Here is a 3,615-nt window from a genome sequence, read left to right as displayed (position 1 = left end):
GCGACCGGGTCGTCAAATCCCGCCCTAAACGGTACACCGTTCGCTATCTAAGAAAAGACCTTAACTGAACGGCATTACCGTGCTCGGGCAGTTTTCGTTCGCGATCCTTTTGCTTGTCGGCGTGGGCATTCACTTCACGATCCGCACGCGCTTCATCCAGACGATGAACGTCGGCAAGATCGTTCGCATGATGCTGCGCAGGCAGTCGTCGAAAACCGGCGTCAGCGCGCTTGCGTCGTTCATGCTCGGGCTCGCGATGCGTGCCGGGCCCGGCAATATCGTCGGCATTACGGGCGCGATTTCCGTCGGCGGACCGGGCGCGTTGTTCTGGATGTGGGTGGCCGCGTTCTTCGGCATGGCGACCGCGTTCATGGAATCGACGCTCGCGCAGCTCTTCAAGGAGAAAAAGCACGACGAGTTCGTCGGCGGCTTGCCGTTCTATGGGCGGCGCATTCTCGGCGACAAGCGCTTCGTCGGCACGTTGCTGTCGCTCGTATTCATCGTCTATGCGCTTTTCAATGTGCCGCCGCAAACGTTCAACGTGTTCACCGCGATCGGCACCATCGCCGATACGGTGACCGGCACGCATCTCGGGCGTCAGTCGACGGTGTATTACGTCATCGCGGCGGTGCTCATCGCAGCGTGCTCGTTCATCATCATGGGCGGCATTCGCCGCGTGACCGCTTATACCGATGTGCTCGTGCCGATCAAGGCGACGCTCTTCTGTCTGATGTCGCTCGTCATCATCGTCATCAATCTGCCGCTGATTCCCTACTTCTTTCATGAGGTGATCGTCGGTGCATTCGCGCCGCATGCGCTCTTCGGCGGCGCGATCGGCACGGCGCTCGCTCAAGGCGTCAAGCGCGGGCTGATGTCGAGCGAAGCGGGGCAGGGCACCATCACGATGGCCGCGGCGATCGCCGACAACGATCACCCTTGCGAACAGGGGCTTCGTGCAGAGCCTCGGCGTGTTCTTCGACACGATGGTCATCTGCACGATGACGGGCTTCATCGTCGTGATGGCGCACGTATGGACCGGCACGGTGGACGGTCAGGCGTGGGAGTCGGTCAGGGCATCGAAGATCACGGTCTATCTCGCATCGGTCGAAACGCTCGTGCCGGTTTCGGTCGCGCATGTCGTCAAGATCGTGATGTGCGTGTGCTACGGCCTCTTTGCGTTCACGACGTTGCTCGGCATGATTTCGTTCGCCGAAATCTCGGCCAACTTCATTTCACGAAGCAGAGGTTTCATCATCGGCATTCGCGTCGTCGGCTCGCTCGTGTTCGTGCCGTTCGGCGCGCTCACCGTGCTTGCGGGACTCGAATTGCCTAACCTGTGGGCGCTTTCCGATCTGATGAACATCGTGATGGTGCTGCTCAACGTGCCGATTCTGCTGATCGGGCAACGTCTCGTGTACAAGGCGCTCGCGCACTACCGCTCGACGCGCGGCGGACCGTTCGTGTCGGAGGACATCGGCGTGCGAACCGAGTATTGGTCCGCGAAGCGCGGTGTCGTCAGGCAAACGGAAGAACTTCGCGAGCGCGTCGAAAGTTAAGAGCCGAAGAAGTCCACCGCGCCGGTGCCGAGGTTGTACATCGCGCCGGCTATCTTGATGGCGTGCTGATTCTCCATGTCGCTCAGCACGGCGCTTTCCTGGCGAATCTGCGCGATGGTCGACTCGACGTTCTTGCGCGCCACCATGTCGACGAACGTGTAATTGGTCGCCGTGCGCTCGCCGTCGTACTTCGTGGCTTCCACGGCGGGTTTGATGCGCGCGAGCAACGCCGTGAGATGACCTAGTTCGGCATTGGCGATCGCGCCTTTGATCGCGCCGCAAGACGTATGTCCCATCACCAGCACGACTTTCGCGCCCATCAGCTTGCACGCGAATTCCATGCTGCCGAGAATGTCGTCGTTTTCGATGTTCGCCGCGACGCGGCAGTTGAAGATATCGCCGATGCCCAGATCCATGATTACCTCGGCGGGCGCTCGCGAATCGATGCAACTGAGCAGCACGGCCGCGGGATATTGTCCCTTTGCGCTCGTCTTTTGTTCGGCAAGGTAGTTGCGCGCCTTGCGTTCGCCTCTGCGGAAACGCTCGTTGCCGCGCTTCATCGCATCGAGAATCTGCTCGGGCGACATCGCGTCGCGCTGCGCGTGCGTCAACGCGTCGGCGTGAGCGGATGTCATGAGGAGCGGCGGAACCGCGAGCCCGGCGATAGTTGCAGACGCAACTGATTTGAGAAAGCTCCGGCGGCACGCGGGCGTGCATTGCAGCGGATGCTTCAGATCTTCGCGCATGACCTTGCTCCTCGACCTGACGGGAATCGGCCTTCTTCAACGCTCTTCTTGCGACATGAAGTGTTGGACGAAAAATCGTCGAATGCAATGCACGCTTGTTCTGATGACAATGTCAGGTCGATGACGTAACGATCTGCCGCGCGATATCGAGAAAGTTGGCGGTCTTGGCGGCTGTCGCATCGATGCGCGATGCAAGCGCCAGACGAATCGTGATCGCGCTGCCGAGCGCATCGGTGTAGGCGACGCCATCGACCTGAATCTGGCACACCGACGCCGGCACCAGCGACACGCCGAATTCCGCCGCGACCAGATTGACGACCGATGATAGCTGCGGCGCCTGCTGGCCGGCGACCGGCTCGAATCCCGCTTCACGGCACGCACCGATGATGACGTCGTGCAATGTCGGACTTGCCTCGCGCGGAAGCATCACGAAAGGATCCTCCGCCAGCGTCGCCAACGGCACCTTGCGCTTTTTCGCGAGCTTGTGCGTGGCGGGCAGCACGATTTTCATCGGCTCGATCGCGATGTGATTGATCTGCACGCCCGCGGGCGACTGGCTGCCGAGACGGACGAACGCGACATCGACGCGGCCGGCGTCGAGATGCGCGAGCAGTTGCGCGGTATTGCCTTCGGTCAGCGTCAGCATGACGTTCGGATAAGCCTGCCGATACGACCGTATGAGCTTCGACACGACCGGATTGAACGCCGCCGATCCCGTGAAGCCGATATTGAGCTGCCCGATCTCGCCGCGCCCCGCGCTCTGCGCTTTCTCGACGGCGAGACGCGCGTCGTCGACGAGACGCTTCGCGTCGGCGGCGAACGCCTCGCCGGCTTCCGTCAGCACGACGCCGTGCCCCGTGCGGCGAAAGAGCCGCACGCCGAGTTCGTCTTCGAGCGCGTGAATCTGCTGACTGAGCGGCGGCTGTCCGATGCCGAGCCGCTCGGCCGCGCGCGTCACATTGCGTTCCTCGGCGACGGCCAGAAAGTAGCGGAGATGTCGCAATTCCATGCGATATATGAAAAAGCTATTTCAGAAAGACGAGATAGATATTGGACAGTATATCAATCGCGCGACAAAATACCGCTATCGCGCAGTGCGCGGGCTAGAACTATCCCCGAATACGTTGCCGGTTGCTCGTCAAAGCGAATCGGCAGGGCGGGTCGCGCCCGTGTCGATCGTCGACGGCGCGCGAATCGTCAATCAGTTTGGGAAGGGGTCTAATGTGGCTGAAGCATTAAAAAAACCAAGGCCGGAATACCGGAACATCGGGATCGGTCAGATCGCGAAGTATCGCTTGCCGCTGGCGGGCAAG

At 61.0% G+C, this 3,615-nt stretch carries 3 protein-coding genes and 2 pseudogenes; 3 read left to right on the top strand and 2 right to left on the bottom strand.

The features are described 5' to 3' along the window. Positions 1-79: 79 nt before the first annotated feature. Both NCS02_RS27260 and NCS02_RS27255 read left to right on the top strand, forming a co-directional pair. Positions 80-895 (top strand): annotated as a pseudogene (locus NCS02_RS27260) (alanine:cation symporter family protein); the annotation flags it as partial. A 73-nt stretch (positions 896-968) separates the two neighbouring features. Further along, positions 969-1,556 carry an alanine:cation symporter family protein gene (locus tag NCS02_RS27255; protein ID WP_250520146.1) on the top strand — a complete coding sequence of 196 codons (588 nt, stop codon included), beginning with the start codon at positions 969-971 and terminating at the stop codon, positions 1,554-1,556. Here the strand turns inward: NCS02_RS27255 and NCS02_RS27250 are convergent. Continuing rightward, entirely contained in the window at positions 1,553-2,302 is a 750-nt protein-coding gene (locus tag NCS02_RS27250; protein ID WP_250523369.1) for a carbonic anhydrase family protein, read from the bottom strand. The genes NCS02_RS27255 and NCS02_RS27250 overlap by 4 nt on opposite strands. A gap of 112 nt (positions 2,303-2,414) precedes the next feature. Further along, positions 2,415-3,311: a LysR family transcriptional regulator gene (locus NCS02_RS27245; protein WP_008345920.1), complete on the bottom strand. Its 897-nt coding sequence runs from the start codon at positions 3,309-3,311 to the stop codon at positions 2,415-2,417. Between the two features lie 7 nt (positions 3,312-3,318). On the opposite strand from NCS02_RS27245, the pseudogene NCS02_RS27240 reads away from it, so the two are divergent. Then, positions 3,319-3,615: pseudogene (locus NCS02_RS27240) on the top strand (hypothetical protein); the annotation flags it as partial.

The sequence above is a fragment of the Caballeronia sp. NCF2 genome (genome assembly GCF_023631205.1).
Taxonomy (GTDB): domain Bacteria; phylum Pseudomonadota; class Gammaproteobacteria; order Burkholderiales; family Burkholderiaceae; genus Caballeronia; species Caballeronia zhejiangensis.
Note: the sequence above shows the minus strand (reverse complement) of the source record. Positions and strands in the feature narration are given on the sequence as shown.

Excerpts from the sequence above, each read along its gene's own strand:
- NCS02_RS27250 (WP_250523369.1), bottom strand. The coding sequence starts at position 2,302 with ATGCGCGAAGATCTGAAGCATCCGCTGCAATGCACGCCCGCGTGCCGC.
- NCS02_RS27245 (WP_008345920.1), bottom strand. The coding sequence starts at position 3,311 with ATGGAATTGCGACATCTCCGCTACTTTCTGGCCGTCGCCGAGGAACGC.